The organism is Aeromonas sp. S2(2024) (assembly GCF_041402505.1).
GTDB classification, from domain to species: Bacteria; Pseudomonadota; Gammaproteobacteria; order Enterobacterales; family Aeromonadaceae; genus Aeromonas; species Aeromonas media.
In genome coordinates this window covers 128,456-144,296 of the sequence record NZ_JBGLRL010000003.1, presented here as the reverse complement: position 1 = coordinate 144,296, position 15,841 = coordinate 128,456, and the positions used below count along the sequence as shown (strand labels likewise).

The 15,841-nt window shown below is 63.1% G+C and carries 16 protein-coding genes; 13 read left to right on the top strand and 3 right to left on the bottom strand.

What is annotated here, in order from left to right; translation table 11 throughout:
• Window positions 1-15: 15 nt before the first annotated feature.
• Window positions 16-900, bottom strand: coding sequence for an Hsp33 family molecular chaperone HslO (hslO, locus tag ACB039_RS04815; RefSeq protein ID WP_041204975.1), 885 nt, complete (start codon window positions 898-900; stop codon window positions 16-18).
• A 105-nt stretch (window positions 901-1,005) separates the two neighbouring features.
• Window positions 1,006-1,404: a ribosome-associated heat shock protein Hsp15 gene (gene hslR, locus ACB039_RS04810; protein WP_005327483.1), complete on the bottom strand. Its 399-nt coding sequence runs from the start codon at window positions 1,402-1,404 to the stop codon at window positions 1,006-1,008.
• Window positions 1,405-1,621: 217 nt separating this feature from the next.
• Here hslR and exeC point away from each other — a divergent pair, with 217 nt between their 5' ends.
• The 12 genes from exeC (at window position 1,622) to exeN (ending at window position 13,540) form a co-directional block, all read left to right on the top strand.
• Window positions 1,622-2,473, top strand: a complete 852-nt coding sequence (gene exeC / locus ACB039_RS04805) for a GspC family type II secretion system variant ExeC (protein ID WP_041204977.1) — start codon at window positions 1,622-1,624, stop codon at window positions 2,471-2,473.
• Between the two features lie 21 nt (window positions 2,474-2,494).
• Window positions 2,495-4,543, top strand: a complete 2,049-nt coding sequence (exeD, locus tag ACB039_RS04800) for a GspD family T2SS secretin variant ExeD (RefSeq protein ID WP_041204980.1) — start codon at window positions 2,495-2,497, stop codon at window positions 4,541-4,543.
• Window positions 4,543-6,048, top strand: coding sequence for a GspE family T2SS ATPase variant ExeE (gene exeE, locus ACB039_RS04795; protein ID WP_005327470.1), 1,506 nt, complete (start codon window positions 4,543-4,545; stop codon window positions 6,046-6,048). Before exeD ends, exeE begins: the two co-directional genes overlap by 1 nt.
• A gap of 1 nt (window position 6,049) precedes the next feature.
• Window positions 6,050-7,270, top strand: coding sequence for a GspF family T2SS innner membrane protein variant ExeF (gene exeF / locus ACB039_RS04790; protein WP_005327468.1), 1,221 nt, complete (start codon window positions 6,050-6,052; stop codon window positions 7,268-7,270).
• A 233-nt stretch (window positions 7,271-7,503) separates the two neighbouring features.
• On the top strand, window positions 7,504-7,935 hold the full coding sequence (gene exeG, locus ACB039_RS04785) for a GspG family T2SS major pseudopilin variant ExeG (RefSeq protein ID WP_005327466.1): 432 nt from the start codon (window positions 7,504-7,506) through the stop codon (window positions 7,933-7,935).
• Window positions 7,936-7,973: 38 nt separating this feature from the next.
• Entirely contained in the window at window positions 7,974-8,525 is a 552-nt protein-coding gene (gene exeH, locus ACB039_RS04780; protein WP_005327465.1) for a GspH family T2SS minor pseudopilin variant ExeH, read from the top strand.
• Between the two features lie 11 nt (window positions 8,526-8,536).
• Window positions 8,537-8,896, top strand: coding sequence for a GspI family T2SS minor pseudopilin variant ExeI (gene exeI / locus ACB039_RS04775; RefSeq protein WP_041206802.1), 360 nt, complete (start codon window positions 8,537-8,539; stop codon window positions 8,894-8,896).
• Between the two features lie 59 nt (window positions 8,897-8,955).
• Window positions 8,956-9,582: a GspJ family T2SS minor pseudopilin variant ExeJ gene (gene exeJ / locus ACB039_RS04770; RefSeq protein WP_081805622.1), complete on the top strand. Its 627-nt coding sequence runs from the start codon at window positions 8,956-8,958 to the stop codon at window positions 9,580-9,582.
• 289 nt (window positions 9,583-9,871) lie between these two features.
• Window positions 9,872-10,897, top strand: coding sequence for a GspK family T2SS minor pseudopilin variant ExeK (gene exeK, locus ACB039_RS04765; protein WP_270824129.1), 1,026 nt, complete (start codon window positions 9,872-9,874; stop codon window positions 10,895-10,897).
• A gap of 114 nt (window positions 10,898-11,011) precedes the next feature.
• Window positions 11,012-12,196, top strand: coding sequence for a GspL family type II secretion system protein ExeL (gene exeL / locus ACB039_RS04760; protein WP_371165233.1), 1,185 nt, complete (start codon window positions 11,012-11,014; stop codon window positions 12,194-12,196).
• Window positions 12,193-12,684: a GspM family type II secretion system protein ExeM gene (exeM, locus tag ACB039_RS04755; protein WP_371165232.1), complete on the top strand. Its 492-nt coding sequence runs from the start codon at window positions 12,193-12,195 to the stop codon at window positions 12,682-12,684. The genes exeL and exeM overlap by 4 nt, the downstream gene beginning before the upstream one ends.
• Window positions 12,685-12,781: 97 nt before the next feature.
• Entirely contained in the window at window positions 12,782-13,540 is a 759-nt protein-coding gene (gene exeN / locus ACB039_RS04750; protein WP_263684604.1) for a GspN family type II secretion system protein ExeN, read from the top strand.
• A 48-nt stretch (window positions 13,541-13,588) separates the two neighbouring features.
• Here the strand turns inward: exeN and ACB039_RS04745 are convergent, their stop codons facing one another.
• Window positions 13,589-14,422, bottom strand: coding sequence for a LuxR C-terminal-related transcriptional regulator (locus ACB039_RS04745; RefSeq protein ID WP_371165231.1), 834 nt, complete (start codon window positions 14,420-14,422; stop codon window positions 13,589-13,591).
• 145 nt (window positions 14,423-14,567) lie between these two features.
• On the opposite strand from ACB039_RS04745, the gene tyrS reads away from it, so the two are divergent.
• Window positions 14,568-15,836, top strand: a complete 1,269-nt coding sequence (tyrS, locus tag ACB039_RS04740; RefSeq protein WP_371165230.1) for a tyrosine--tRNA ligase — start codon at window positions 14,568-14,570, stop codon at window positions 15,834-15,836.
• Window positions 15,837-15,841: the final 5 nt, after the last annotated feature.

Below are 15,841 nucleotides of genomic sequence, written 5' to 3'. Positions count from 1 at the left end.
TTTGCCCGCCTTTATTTAGTGTAACTTGTTTGCATCATTACCGGGAGCCCCGCTGAACAGGGTTTCGATGTCTATCCCATCAAATTGGTAGTGCGTGCCGCAGTAATCGCAGTGCATGTCGATCTTGCCGAGCTCCTGCACCATGGCCACCGCTTCCTCCTTTTCTATCTGCAGCAGCGCCCCTTCACAGCGAGCGCGGGAGCAGGTGCAGCGGAACTCGATCGCCTGGGGATCGAACACTCGCACCTTGTCCTGATGGTAGAGGCGGTAGAGGATCTCTTCGGCCTCCAGGCCGAACAGCTCTTCATCCTTGATGGTGCTGGTGAGCTGGATCAGGTGATCGAAGTCGGCGCCGTGATCCTCGCTCCGGGCCGGCAACTCCTGCAACAGGATGCCGGCGGCGCGGGGAGTGCCCTCGTGGTGGCCGGTACGGATCCAGAGCCGGGTAGCGAGTTGCTCGGACTGGGCGAAGTACTGCTCGAGGCAGGCCGCCAGGGTATCGGCCTCGAGTGCGATGATGCCCTGATAGCGTTCGCCCTCTTCAGGGGTGATGGTGATCACCAACTGGCCATTGCCAATCAGGCTCTGCAGCTTGTCGTCAGTCGGCAGGTCGCCTTCATGGCGGGCGACACCGCGCAACTGCTGATTGTGATCGCCGTTGATCACCGCCAGACGCACGGGCCCGTCCCCTTGCAGTTGCACCGTGATGGAGCCTTCAAACTTGAGGGTGGCGGTCAGCAGGCTGGTGGCGACCAGCAGTTCACCCAGCAGTTTCTGCACCTGTACCGGATAGTTCTGGGCATCGACGATGTGGCGATAGGTACTATCCAGCTGGACCAGCTCCCCCCGCACTTCGTACTCTTCGAACAGATAGCGATACAGGAGATCTTGGTTACTCATCATGCTTTCCTAGGATTTTCTGGGAGAAAAGATAAATACATTGTTAAACAGGTGGTTAGGAACTAATTCCTGTGCCTGTCGTCATAAAAGAGCCACGGAGGCGAGTCAGTATTGCTTGACCTTGATCAACTGGCGCCGCTCCTGCTTGTCGGGGCGGCGCTCCGGACTCGGGGCAAACTGGCTGTTGAAGCGTCTCGCCTCGCTGTTCTGGGCCCGTTTTTTCAGGCTCTCTTCGGTCTCTTCATAGAGCAACTGGGCCAGGGGGGCGGCCTTGCGCTGCTCGCTGACCTGCAGCACCCGCACTTCCCGTTCATCCTGGCCCTGCCAGAAGCGGACGAGAGCGCCGACCTCGACGGTCTTGCCCGGTTTGCTACGCTGGCCGTTATAATGCACCTTGCCACCGTCGATCTGATCCCTCGCCAGACTGCGGGTCTTGTAGAAGCGTGCCGCCCACAGCCACTTGTCGAGGCGGACCAGGGTGCTGATTTGTGCTGGATTCGACATGGATCGGCTCCGGGATGGCTGAAAGGGGAGCCTGATTATACCAGAGGCAGGCCCCGGGATAGAAACAGGGGGAACCGGGGTGTGACGGAATCTGAATTTTCACAGCATCATCCCATCCGGTCGGTTGTCTCTGGGTCCATTGCCGTACACAATAGCTAACCGATTTGGATGCCAGAATATTTTGATAAACATGACGCTACCGTTCAGGGATGACTTGTTGGGCTCCCTTCTGGCTCGCTGCAAGACAGTGCCACTCTCCCGTTTCAGCCAGCCTCTGTTCTGGCTGCTGTTGCTGTTGCTGGCCCAGCAGTGCGCCGTGCTCACCTGGCGTCTGTTCGAGCTGGCCCAGCCTTCCCGCGCCGTGCCCTGGCAGCCAGCTGTCACCTCGGGCCAGGGCGCGGGACCGTCCCGCCTCGATCTCGGCAACGTCAGCCGTCTCTCCCTGTTTGGCAAGGCGCAGCAACTGCAAGCCGACAAGGCTGCCCAAGCGGCCCTGATCGATGCCCCCAAGACCCAGCTCAACGCCCAGCTCAACGGGGTGCTGGCCAGTTCCGATCCGGCAAAATCCATCGCCATCATCGCCCACAACGGGCTGCAGAACTCCTATGGTATAGGGGATTACATCGACGGCACTCAGGCCAGGATCCGTCAGGTGTTTGCCGACAGGGTCATCATTGCCCGCGATGGTCGTGACGAGACCCTGATGCTGGATGGGGAAGAGTATGGCAAGCCGTTGCCCAAGGCGACTCGACAGGGGGCAGCGCTCTCTTCCGTTCGCAGCGAGTTGATGAGCAATCCTGGCAAGATCACCGATTATCTCAATATTTCTCCGGTCCGGGTGGATGGTCGCATGGTCGGCTATCGTCTCAACCCGGGCAGCAATCCCGAAATGTTCAATCAACTCGGGCTGGTCGCCAACGATCTGGCGGTCAGCATCAATGGCCTGGATCTGCGTGACAACGCACAGGCCATGCAGGCGATGCAGCAAGTGGCGGGCGCCACGGAAATGACCGTCACCGTCGAGCGGCAAGGACAGCTCTACGACGTTTATGTCGGCTTGTCAGAATAATGAATTGGAGTAGCACCAAGAATGACAAATAAAGGGAAGGGCTGGCGTCTGGCCACGGTGGCAGCTGCCTTGATGATGACGGGCTCTGCCTGGGCCACCGAGTATGCCGCCAGTTTCAAGAATGCCGACATTGAAGAGTTCATCAACACGGTCGGCAAGAACCTGAACAAGACCATCATCATCGAGCCCTCGGTGCGCGGCAAGATCAACGTCCGCAGCTACGACCTGCTCAATGAGGATCAGTACTACCAATTCTTCCTGAGCGTGCTCGACGTCTACGGCTTCGCCGTGGTGCCCATGAACAATGGCGTACTCAAGGTGGTGCGCTCCAAGGATGCCAAGACTTCGGCCATCCCCGTGGTGGACGATACTAACCCCGGTGTGGGGGACGAGATGGTGACCCGGGTGGTACCGGTGCGCAACGTCTCGGTACGGGAGCTTGCGCCCCTGCTGCGCCAGCTCAACGACAACGCTGGCGGTGGCAACGTGGTGCATTACGAGCCGTCCAACGTGCTGCTCATCACCGGCCGGGCGGCCGTGGTCAACCGTCTGGTGGAAGTGGTACGCCGGGTCGACAAGGCGGGCGACCAGGATATGGACGTCATCAAGCTGAAATATGCCTCGGCGGGCGAGATGGTGCGGCTGGTGACCAACCTCAACAAGGATGGCAACAACCAGGGTGCCAATGCCTCCCTGCTGCTCTCCCCCAAGGTGGTCGCCGACGAGCGCACCAACTCCGTGGTGATCAGCGGTGAGCCCAAGGCGCGGGCCCGCATCATCCAGATGGTGCGCCAGCTCGACCGGGATCTGCAGAGTCAGGGCAACACCCGGGTCTTCTACCTGAAATATGGCAAGGCCAAGGATCTGGTGGATGTGCTCAAGGGCGTCAGCTCCAGCATCGAGGCGGACAAGAAGGGGGGGGCGGCCACCGGTGGTGGTGCCAGCATCGGCGGCGGTCAGCTCGCCATCTCCGCCGACGAGACCACCAATGCCTTGGTGATCACCGCTCAGCCTGACGTCATGGCCGAGCTGGAGCAGGTCATCGCCAAGCTCGACATCCGCCGCGCTCAGGTGCTGGTGGAGGCGATCATCGTCGAGATCCAGGACGGTGACGGCCTCAACCTTGGGGTGCAGTGGGCCAACGCCAATGGCGGCGGCACCCAGTTCACCAATACCGGTCTGCCCATCGGACCTGCCATCATCGCGGGCAAGGATTACGACGACAACGGCAACACCGACGGGCTCGAAAACCTGCTCGGTGATTTCAGCGGCATGGCGGCCGGCTTCTACAAGGGGGATTGGGCCATGCTGGTGACGGCGCTCTCCACCAACACCAAGAACGACATCCTCTCGACCCCGAGCATCGTCACCATGGACAACAAGGAAGCCTCCTTCAACGTCGGCCAGGAAGTGCCGGTACAGAGCGGCTCCCAGAGTTCCACCACCAGCGATCAGGTATTCAACACCATAGAGCGCAAGACGGTGGGTACCAAGCTGGTGGTGACGCCCCAGATCAACGAAGGGGACTCGGTGCTGCTCAACATCGAGCAGGAGGTCTCCAGTGTGGCTCAGACCCAGGCGACCGGCACCGCCAACCTCGGTCCCACCTTCGATACCCGTACCGTCAAGAATGCGGTGCTGGTGAAGAGTGGCGAAACCGTGGTGCTGGGCGGCCTGATGGACGAGCAGACCAAGGAGCAGATCTCCAAGGTACCGCTGCTGGGGGACATCCCAGTGCTGGGCTACCTGTTCCGCTCCACCTCCAACACCACCTCCAAACGCAATCTGATGGTGTTTATCCGGCCGACCATCTTGCGCGACGCCAACGTCTATTCCGGGGTCTCCAGCAACAAGTACACCCTGTTCCGTGCCGAACAGTTGAACCTGGCGGCCGAGGAGGGTTACGCCACTTCGCCAGCCCGTCAGGTGCTGCCCGCCTATGGTCAGGATGTGATGATGTCCCCCGAGGTGCAGCAGCAGATCGAGCGGATGAAGGCCCAGCAGCAGTCCACTGCCACCGGGGCCAAAACCCAGGTGCAGGGACAGCCCTTCGTGCAGAGCAAGCCCTGATGGCCGCCTACCAGCTCGATGGCAGCGAGCTGCCTGCCCCCTTGCCGGAACTGCCGTTTGCCTTTGCCCGCAACTTCGGGGTGATCCTGACTGAGCGCCAGGGTGCCCCGGTGCTGCTATGTCGCCAGGGGGTGACGCCGCAGACCCTGCTGGAGGTGCGTCGGGTGGTGGGGTGCACCTTCGTGGTGGAGCAGCTTGGCCATGATGAGTTCGAGACGCTGCTGACGGCCCATTACCAGCGCGACTCCTCCGAGGCGCGCCAGCTGATGGAGGATCTCGGCAACGAGATGGACTTCTTCGCCCTGGCCGAAGAGTTGCCCCAGAGTGAAGATCTGCTGGACGCCGATGACGATGCCCCCATCATCCGTCTCATCAACGCCATGCTGAGCGAGGCGATCAAGGAGGAGGCGTCCGACATCCATATCGAGACCTTCGAACGGGCCCTGGTCATTCGCTTCCGCATTGATGGGGTGCTGCGGGAGATACTGCGCCCCCATCGCAAGCTCGCCTCGCTGCTGGTGTCGCGCATCAAGGTCATGTCCCGCATGGACATTGCCGAGAAGCGGGTACCCCAGGATGGCCGCATCTCATTGCGCATCGGCGGCCGCGCCGTGGACGTGCGGGTCTCCACCATGCCGTCCAGCTACGGCGAGCGGGTGGTGCTGCGTCTACTCGACAAGAACAACGTGCGGCTCGAGCTCAAGCAGCTCGGCATGACGCTGGCCAACCGCAACATCATCAGCGAGCTCATTCGCAAGCCCCACGGCATCATCCTGGTGACGGGCCCGACCGGCTCGGGCAAGTCCACCACCCTCTATGCGGCGCTCTCCGAGATCAACTCGCGGGATCGCAACATCCTGACCGTCGAAGACCCCATCGAATATGACCTGGAAGGGGTGGGCCAGACCCAGGTCAACACCAAGGTGGACATGACCTTCGCCCGGGGGCTGCGCGCCATCCTGCGTCAGGATCCGGATGTGGTGATGGTGGGGGAAATTCGCGACCTCGAAACCGCCCAGATCGCGGTGCAGGCGTCGCTGACCGGTCACCTGGTGATGTCGACCCTGCATACCAACACCGCCATCGGTGCCATCACCCGGATGCGGGACATGGGGATCGAGTCCTTCCTGCTCTCCTCCTCCTTGCTGGCGGTGCTGGCCCAACGACTGGTGCGCACCCTCTGCCCGGATTGCCGCGCCCCGCACCCCATCACCGAGCAGGAGCGGATCGCCATGGGCATCGAACTGGCGCCGGATCAGCAGATGTGGCGCTCGGTGGGCTGTGAGCAGTGCAACCACACCGGCTACCGTGGCCGGACCGGCATCCACGAGCTGGTGGTGATCGACGAGGCGGTGCGCGAGGCGATCCACAGTGCCAGCGGCGAACTCGCCATCGAGCGCCTGATCCGGGGCCATACCCCCAGCATCCGTCGTGACGGCATCGACAAGGTGCTCCAGGGGCAGACCAGCCTCGAAGAGGTGCTGCGCGTGACCCGGGAAGACTAAGATGGCTGCGTTCGAATACAAGGCGCTCGACGGCAAGGGGCGCAACAAGAGCGGCGTGCTGGAGGGGGATTCTGCCCGTCAGGTGCGTCAGCTGCTGCGCGAGCAGGGGTTGACCCCCCTCGAGGTGAACGAGACCACCGAAAAGGCGAAGCGCGAGGCCAATCGCTTCGTGCTGTTTCGCCGTGGCGCTTCCACCTCGGAACTGGCCCTTATCACCCGCCAGCTGGCGACCCTGGTGGGCGCTGGGTTGACTATCGAAGAGGCTCTCAAGGCGGTGGCCGAACAGTGCGAGAAGGCCCACCTGCGCAGCCTGGTGGCCACGGTCCGCAGCAAGGTGGTGGAGGGCTATTCCCTCGCCGATTCACTCGGCGCCTTCCCCCACGTGTTCGATCAGCTGTTTCGCTCCATGGTGGCGGCCGGTGAGAAGTCCGGTCACCTGGAGAAGGTGCTCAACCGCCTCGCCGATTACACCGAGCAGCGCCAGCACATGCGTACCAAGCTGCTGCAGGCGATGATCTATCCCATCGTCCTCACCTTGGTGGCCGTGGGCGTCATCTCCATACTGCTCACCGCCGTGGTGCCCAAGGTGGTGGCCCAGTTCGAGCACATGGGCCAGCAACTGCCGGCCACTACCCGTTTCCTCATCGGCACCAGTGAACTGATGCAGCACTATGGCCTCTGGTTCCTGCTGTTGTTGTTCATTGGCGGCTTTGTCTGGCGCTGGTGGCTGACGGACGCCGGGCGTCGACGTCACTGGCATCAGGTGGTGCTGCGCCTGCCGGTCATCGGCCGGGTCAGCCGGGGACTCAACACTGCCCGCTTCGCCCGTACCCTCAGCATCCTCAACGCCAGCGCCGTGCCGCTGCTGGAGGGGATGAAGATCTCGGGGGAGGTACTCTCCAACGACTTTGCCCGCCACCGCATCGGCGAGGCGACCGAGCGGGTGCGCGAGGGGACCAGCCTGCGCAAGGCGCTGGATGAGACCAAGATTTTTCCGCCCATGATGCTGCACATGATCGCCTCCGGCGAGCAGAGCGGCGAGCTCGACAGCATGCTGGAACGGGCGGCCGACAACCAGGACAGGGAGTTTGAAACCCAGGTGAACATCGCCCTCGGGGTGTTCGAGCCCATGCTGGTGGTTTCCATGGCAGGGGTGGTGCTCTTTATCGTGATGTCGATCCTGCAGCCGATCCTGGAGCTCAACAACATGGTCAATCTATGATGCAGGCCTCCAGGCGCCTTGCTCCGGTCGATCCTGCGGTCCACTCACTCAAACTCAATCACATGGTGAATTTGTGAGGTCAGGCGTTCGAATAGGCTTCGTTATTTGATCCCACAAATCCAATCGAACTCGTGGGTTCTATTGGCCGACAGGCATAATCGAACGGTCGTGGTTCAACAATATGATCATTTTCTGATGACACACGTCATCTCATTCGTTAGGGAGTCATAGCAATGCACAAGCGTCGTCAAGCCGGTTTTACTCTGCTGGAAGTCATGGTGGTTATCGTGATCCTGGGGATCCTGGCCAGCCTGGTGGTGCCCAATCTGATGGGCAACAAGGAGAAGGCAGATCAGCAGAAAGCGGTCTCCGACATAGTGGCGCTGGAAAATGCCCTCGACATGTACAAGCTGGACAACAACCGCTATCCGACCACGGAGCAGGGGCTGGATGCCCTGGTCAACAAGCCGACCGCGTCCCCCGAGCCACGTAGCTACCGGGAAGGGGGCTACATCAAGCGCCTGCCGCAGGATCCCTGGGGCAACCCGTACCAGCTGCTCAGCCCGGGTCAGTTCGGCAAGCTAGACATCTTCAGCATGGGGCTGGACGGGGAAGCCGGGACCGATGACGACATCGGCAACTGGAACCTGAAGGATTTCCAATAAGTGATGGGTTGCGCCGCCATGCTGATGGGGCTGGTCTTGTGAAACCTTATCGTCAGGCGGGTTTCACCCTGCTGGAGGTGTTGCTGGTCGCCATGTTGATGGGGCTGGTGGCCACCGCCGTCACCCTCAGCATGGGGGGCGCCCGGGGGGATCGGGAGCTGGATAAGCAGGCGCGCCGCTTCATGGCAACCCTGCAGCAGGCGCAGGAGTATTCGGTGATGGATGGCCGGCTGCTGGGCCTGCGAGTCGAGGAGAGCGGCTGGCAGTTTATGTCCCGCAACCCCAAGGATCGCAAGTGGCAGGCGTTGACCGGCGACAAGATCCTGGGGCAGGTGCAGCTGCCGGAGGAGATGACCCTGACCGTTGAACTGGAGGGCTTCAGCTGGCGTACCGACTCGGACGAGAAGAACGAACAGGGCCGCGACGAGAAGGAGCGCACGCCCCAGATCTTCGTCTTCCCGGGGGGCGAACTCACCCCCTTCATGCTGACCCTGAGTCAGCAGGTGGATGACGAGAAGTACCTGCGCACCGTCAAGGGGGATGAGTTTGGTCGCCTCTCCCTGCTAGAAGACGAAGAGGAAGAAGAGTGAGAGCCCCCTCTATCAAGGCGCGCGGCATGACGCTGCTGGAGGTCATGGTGGCGCTGGCGGTGTTTGCCATCGCCGGCCTGGCCGTGATGAAGACCGCCAGCGAACACCTCTCCGGCCTCAACTACCTGGAAGAGAAGACGCTGGCGACCTGGGTGGTGGAAAACCAGCTGGTGCAGCAGAAGCTCGAGGCCAAGTGGCCGGGTGACAGCTGGGTGGAAGGGAACGAGGAGCTGGCCGGCGAGACCTGGTACTGGCGCTATCGCGGCGTCGCCACCAGCGACAACAACTTCAAGGCTCTGGACATGGAAGTGCGTACCGCGCCCAAGGCCGAGAGCCCGGTGGCCATGATCCGGACCTATATCAGCCGATGAACAAGCACCGTGTTGTCCCCATGATCCGGAGCCGGTGCCAGCGGACGAGTGCCTGCCCGATGCCGAGGCGCCGTCAGAGCGGCTTTACCCTGCTGGAGATGCTGGTGGCCATCGCCATCTTCGCCAGCCTCAGCATGGGGGCCTATCAGGTGCTGCAGGGGGTGCTTACCAGCGACGAGGTGGCCAAGCGCAAGGAGGTCCGTCTCTCCGAACTGCAGCTCGCCTTCAGCCTGCTGGAGCGAGACGTCACCCAGATGGTGCCGCGCAGCGGCCGCATCGATGGTGAGAACAACAAGGTGCTGCTGGCGGCCTCCCGCTTCGGCCAGCAGAGCGATGACTGGGGCATGGCTTTCATCCGCGGTGGCTGGCTAAATCCGGACGGCATGCTGCCGCGCTCCGGCTTGCAGCGGGTGGGTTGGCGACTCAAGGAGCAGACTCTGGAACGGCTCAGCTACCTCTATCCGGATCCCGCGATCGGCACCGAGCCGCGCATTCAGCCGGTGTTGACCGGGGTGACGGCCCTGCGACTCTATTTCTACGACAAGGGGATGTGGAAGGAGGAGTGGACCCAGCGCGACCTGTTGCCTCATGGGCTGGCGGTGGAGCTGGATCTGGAGGATTACGGCACCATACGTCGTCAGTTCCTCATCGGGGCCGGCGGCCAGAGGGCTGAAAATGGTAATTGATCGTCATTTTTCCCCGACCGTCATGGAAGATAACGGTACCCTTCGCCGTCGTCAGTTCCTCATCGGGGCCGGCGGCCAGAGGGCTGAAAATGGTAATTGATCGTCGTTGTTCCCCGACCGTCATGGAGGATTACGGCACCCTTCGCCGTCGTCAGTTCCTCATCGGGGCCAGCGGCCAGAGGGCTGAAAATGGTAATTGAGCGTCATTTTTCCCCGACCGTCATGGAAGATAACGGTACCCTTCGCCGTCGTCAGTTCCTCATCGGGGCCGGCGGCCAGCGAGCGGACAATGGCAGTTAAGCGCAGCCGGGGCCCATCCCGTACCACACCGGGCCGGCAAGGGGGCATGGCCCTGCTGGTGGTACTGCTCATCCTGTCGGTGATGGTGATCATCGCCAGCAACATGAGCGGCCGGTTGCAACTGGAGTTGCGCCGGACCAGCAACCTCACCGCCGGCAAGCAGGCCTGGTGGTATGCCATGTCGGCGGAGGCGCTGGTGATCAAGGTGCTCAACCAGGATTTCAAGGATGACCCCGATGTGGTCAATCTGGGTCAGAACTGGGCGCGCCAGGATGCTGTCTTTCCGGTGGATGACGGTACTCTGTCCGGACGGGTGCGGGATCTGCAATCCTGTTTCAACCTCAACAGCCTGAGCCTGGCCCTGAAAGAGGGGGAGAGTGGCGATGACCTCGAGGCGCAGCCCTATCAGTTCAAGGCGTTCCGGGCGCTGCTCGAGGCGCTGGAGGTGGATGAGTACGAGACGGTGCAGCTCACCGACGCCATCCGCGACTGGACCGACAAGGATACCCAGCTGGTGTCGAGCAACGGGGCCGAGGATGCCTATTACGAGGGGCTCAATCCCCCCTATCTGGTGGCGAATCAGTGGCTGCTGGGAACGGACGAATTGCGGGCCGTGCGCGGGGTGAGCAGCGAGCTCTACGCCCGGCTCGCCCCCTATGTGTGCACCCTGCCCAGCGACAAGCTGGTGGTGAACATCAACACCATCAAGCCGGAGCAGGCGGCCCTGCTGGTGGGGCTCTACCAGGGCAAGATCGGGCTGGACGACGCCAAGCAGGTGCTGACTAACCGCCCCAAGAAGGGGTGGAAGGAGAAGAAGGAGATGACGGACGAGCTGCCGGTGCAGCCGGGCGCCATCACGGGGCTGGATGCTGCACTGGACATCAAGAGCAACTTCTTCGAAGCCCGTCTGCTGGCCGAGGTGGGTGATGTGCGGGCCCGGCTGGAGACTGTTTTCCAGCGTGGCAAGGACAACAAGCTGGTGATGCTGCGTCGTCTGAACGATGGCGCAGAATAACAGGGAGATGGCTGGCCTCTGGCCTGTCTGTCCCGCCCCTTATCTGGACTGCAGCCGATGGCTGCGGCTCGCCCATCGACAAGGATGCTGGCGGGCATGGCAGGAGAATCATTTGTGAGCGAGAGTCTGGTCATCCGTCTGGGGACCAATGCGCAGCAGCCGGTGCATTGGCTGGTGTGGTCGACGCAGGAGCAGGAGATCATCGCCTCCGGAATCCTGGCCTCGGCCCATGCCCTGGGTGAGCTGCAGGAGCGTGCCGGCGGCCGCCCCGTGGTGACCCTGGTGCCTGGCAGCGATCTCATCTTCCGGCGGGTCAGCCTGCCGGGCAAGTATAGTCGTCAGGCCGCGGCGGCGCTGCCCTATCTGCTCGAGGAGCAGATCGCTTCCGATGTGGATGAACTGCATCTGGTGGTGCTGGCTCATCAGGGGAACGACGTGGATCTGATGGCGGTGGACAAGGCGAAGATGCAGGAGTGGCTGGCGTGGCTGCAGCAGGCGGGTCTCAAGACCCTGCAACTGCTGCCGGATGTGCTGGCCCTGCCACCCGCCACCGAGGGATGGTCTGCCCTGCAGCTTGGCGCAGAGTGGTTGATCCGTCAGGGCCCCGTTCAGGGGATAGTCGCCGACGAGCCGCTGCTGGCCATGTTGCTGGCGGCCCAGCCCGAGCCGGTGACCCTGTATAGCCACACCCCCATTCCGGCCATGGCGGCCGGCAACTGGCGGGGGGCTGATCCCGAGCTGCCCATGCTGCTGCTGGCGAAAGGGGCGCTCGCTTGCCAGGCCAACCTGTTGCAGGGGCCCTATCGACCGCAGACCGAATACGCCCGTTATTGGCTGCAGTGGCGCAAGGTGGCGGTGGTGGCGGGGATCCTGCTGCTGGTGGCGCTGACCCAGCGTGGGGTGCATCTTCATCAGCTGGCGGAGCAGGACAAGGCCCTCAAGGCGGAGATCCGGCAGGTCTATACCCGGATTTTCCCGGGGGAGACCCGGATCGTCAACGTCCGCAGCCAGATGACCCAGCACCTCAAGTCCCTGGGGCAGACCCCGCAGGATGGGATCCTGCTGCTGCTGACCGAGTTGGCGCCGGTGTTTGCCGAGGTACCCGGCCTCAAGCCCGAGGTGCTGCGTTTCGATGCGGGCAGGGGTGAGCTCAGGTTGCAGGTCACGGCCCCGGGTTTCACCGAGATCGAGCGCTTCCGTGAGCTGGCGGGAAAGCGCTTTGAGGTGCAGCAGGGTGAGGTGCGAAGCACCGAGGGCAAGGTGGAAGGCGCGCTGGTGCTGAAGGGGAAATCATCATGATGGACAAACTGCAAATCTGGTGGCATGGCATCAGCCTCCGCGAACAGCGGCTGGTGGCGGTGGGCGGCGGCATACTGCTGCTCGGGCTTTGCTACTGGGTCATCTGGCAACCTGTCGCCAATCGTATCGACGAGCGGGAGAGGCAGGTGGCCAATCAGCAGCAGACGCTTGCCTGGTTGAAAGAGAAAGGGCAGGAGGTGTTGGCGATGCAGGGTGGCCAAGGCCGGCAAATCGACACCAGCGGCACTCTGGACGGGGTGGTGAACCGCACCGCCTTCAACCAGAAGATCAAGATTGCCCGGCTGCAACCCCAGGGGCAGGAGCTGCAAGTGTGGATAGACACGGTACCGTTCGATGATCTGCTGCTCTGGCTCGCGACCCTCTCCGATCAATACGGGGTCCAGGTGCAGATCATCGAGGTGGCCCGTGAGGGGTTGGCTCCTGGCCTGGTCAAGGTCAGACGTTTGCAGTTGAGCCGCCCCCAATGACACCAAGCGTTCAATTCGCCGTCCGGTTTCCGGCATCGCATTCCGTTATGGCATCGGGCCTCGCCTGGGCCGGATCCTTGCAGTCGAGTCATGTTCTATGAAGCAAAAAGTACTGATTGCCGTCCTGTTTCTGACGGTCTATCTGATGTTCCTGCTGGCCAGGTTGCCCGCCACTCTGGTGGTGCGCCATCTGCCTCTGCCCCCCAACCTGGTGCAGCTGGAAGGGGTGAGCGGTACTCTCTGGAGCGGCCAGATTGCCCGGCTGCAATATGCCAGCGAGTCCCTGACCCAACTGCGCTGGGAGCTCGATGGCTGGTCGTTGTTGCGCCTGGCTCCCGAGGTGTCGCTGCGTTTCGGCGAGCGCGCCGGCCTCAATGGCCAGGGGGTGATCGGCTGGAATGGCGCGGCCTTCGGCCGTGACATCACCCTCAACGCACCTGCCCCCTGGGTGTTGGCGCGGGTGCCCATGGGCCTGCCCTTCCCCCTGACGGCGGCGGGTCAGCTGCAACTCAAGGTCGATCAGTTCGCCCAGGGCAATCCCTGGTGTGAGGAGCTCTACGGCAATCTCAACTGGTATGACGCGCAGGCCGACACCCCGGCGGGCAAGCTTCCACTGGGGGATCCCGAGGTCAAGTTGACCTGCCTCGACTCCCGCCTGGTGGCCGAGATCAAGCAGGGTTCGGAGGCGGTGCAAGTGCTCGGCAAGCTGGAGCTGCAGGCCAATCGCCAGTACTTGTTCCAGGGTACCCTCAAGCCGGGCCCGGCACTGCCGGAACAGATGAGGCAGGGGTTGCCCTTCCTCGGTCAACCCGATGGTCAGGGGCGCTTCCCGCTGCGCTATCAGGGCCGCATCTGACGACATGGCTCTTGACAGACAACACCCCGCTCCGGCGGGGTGTTGTCGTTATGGGGCGGGCTCCTCTGGTGGGAGGGGGCTCAAGGGCGTGGTGATGAGGTGGTTGAGAAAGAGGTTGAACAGCTCGGCGCGCGAGCCGAGCCGCAGCTTGCCGTAGAGGTGCTTGCGGTGATTCTTCACGGTGCCGCTGCCGATGCCGAGTTCGGCGGCGATTGCCTCCGTGTCCAGCCCCTGCAGCAACAGGCCCGCCACCTGCCGCTCCCGGCGAGTTAGCCTGTCTCCGCCCACGCTGGCGATGGCCTGCTCCACCGTCGCCTTGAGGTCGCTGCCATCGGGCCGGGCCGGGTTCTGGGCCAGCAGCGGTACCGCCTCTCGCCACTGCTGGCGACACAGGGAATGCACCAGCGGAAACAGCGCCTCCAGCCGGGCCCGTTCGTCCGGGCGCAGGGCCTGGCGCTTGTCGAGACGACCCAGAAACAGCATTAGCGTGAACCCGTCACGCACCGGCAGGATCAGCCCCACCTCCTCCTGCCAGCCGGTGGCCTGATAGAAATGGTGGCGATATTCGGGATCCAGCCGCCCCTTAGACACCTGCGCCAGGGTCCATACACCGGCCCCCAGACCCTGTTCCAGGGCCTGCATAAAGGGATCCTGGCTGAAGTGGCTGGTGAGATAGCGATCAAACAGCAGGGCCCGCTGGTGGCTCAAGTTGTCATGGAGGTAGACCGGGCGCTGCCCCACTCCGAGCAGCAGGGCGCAGTCGAATGCCACCTGCTGCTGGATGAGGCGCACCAGGGCCGCCGCAAAGGCCGGGCTGTGCAGGGCATCGACGACGGCGGTCAGGCTCTGGGGCAGCGAGTCTGTGGCGAGGGGCTGGCTCATGGCGACGGGCTCCGGATGGCGGGGGCAGGCTCCCCGATATGGGCGGGATGCTAGCACGAGAGTGGCAAAACTATCCCCTGGGGGACATATCCGCCCCGAGCCATAGGGGCGAGTATGGCGACTTTCCCCTGCTGTTGGAGACCCCATGATCGACCCCCATTTGCTCACTGACCTTACCGAGCGCGGCCTGGTGGCCCAGATGTCGGACCCGGCGGTCCTGGCCGCCCACCTCGCCCAGGCGCGCACCCTCTACTGTGGCTTCGATCCCACTGCCAGCAGCCTGCATATCGGTCATCTGGTGCCGCTCTTGATGCTGCGCCGCTTCCAGCTGGCGGGTCACACCCCAGTGGCCCTGGTGGGGGGCGCCACCGGTCTCATCGGCGATCCCAGCTTCAAGGCGACCGAGCGCAGCCTCAGCAGCGCGGACAGGGTGCAGGGCTGGGTGGCCAGCCTGTCCGCCCAGATCCGGGCGCTGCTGCCCGCGAGCGAGGGGCTGGCGGCCCCTGTGCTGGTCAACAACGCCGACTGGATGGGGCAGATGTCGGCCCTCGATTTTCTGCGGGACATCGGCAAGCACTTTTCGGTCAATGCCATGCTGGCCCGCGAATCGGTGCGCCAGCGGCTGGCCCGCCCGGATCAAGGGATCTCCTTTACCGAATTCTCCTACGCCCTGCTGCAATCCCAGGACTTCGCCGTGCTCAACCAGCGTCTCGGTTGCACCCTGCAGATCGGCGGCAACGATCAATGGGGCAACATCACCAGCGGCATGGATCTCACGCGGCGGCTGCATCAGACCCAGGTTCACGGCATGACGCTGCCCCTCATCACCAAGGCAGATGGCACCAAGTTCGGCAAGACGGAAGGGGGCGCCATCTGGCTGGATCCGGCGCTCACGTCGCCCTACGCCTTCCATCAGTTCTGGCTCGGCACGGCGGACGAGGATGTCTACCGCTTCCTGCGCTACTACAGCTTTATGCCGCTGGCGGCCATCAGGGAGCTGGAAGTCGAAGATGCGGGTCGGCAGGGGCGCAAGCAGGCCCAGCAGGTGCTGGCGGACGAGCTGACCGAACTGGTGCACGGCAAGGGGGCACTGGCGGCGGCGCGGCGCATCGGCGAGCTGCTGTTCAGCGGCGACGTGGCCCGCCTTGGCGAAAGCGATCTGGCCCAGCTGGCGCAGGATGGTATGCCGAGCTGCCATATCGAGGGGGAAACGGATCTGGTGACCCTGCTGGTGGAGAGCGGCCTGGCGAGTTCGAAGCACATCGCCCGGGAGCTGCTGGGGGCGGGCGCCATCAGCCTCAACGGCGGCATAAGACAGGATGAACGGCTAAGTGCAGTGGATCGGCTGTTTGGCCGCTACCTGCTGCTGCGCCGGGGCAAGAAGCAGTACCGGCTGGTGGAGTGGGCGGACTAGCTCCC